This is a genomic window from Chryseobacterium sp. SIMBA_029, assembly GCF_046535275.1.
In the GTDB taxonomy this organism is placed as follows: domain Bacteria; phylum Bacteroidota; class Bacteroidia; order Flavobacteriales; family Weeksellaceae; genus Chryseobacterium.
Map to the genome: position 1 here is coordinate 1 of NZ_JAWRXA010000694.1, position 246 is coordinate 246.

The following is a 246-nucleotide window of genomic DNA, read 5'->3' on the forward strand; positions in this document are numbered from 1 at the left end:
TCCATATCCCATCAATACATAGTCTGAAATATAGATCGGCATTTTTGCTCCACTGAAAGGATTGATTGCATAACTTCCTGTGAAAGCTCCACTCACATTTTTCACATCAGACATTCTGTCTCTTTCCGTTTTTTTGGAAGTTTCTTCAATATAGGTATCTACTTCTACTTTTTGAGCGTCTGTAGTAATTGTTTCTACCAAAGGATTTTCTGGAGCCAAAACCATAAATGTTGCTCCGAAAATAGT

Annotated in this window: 1 pseudogene; it reads right to left on the reverse strand. The window is 36.2% G+C overall.

The window, feature by feature from the left end:
* A pseudogene (locus SB679_RS25735) lies at nucleotides 1-246 on the reverse strand (leucine--tRNA ligase); the annotation flags it as partial.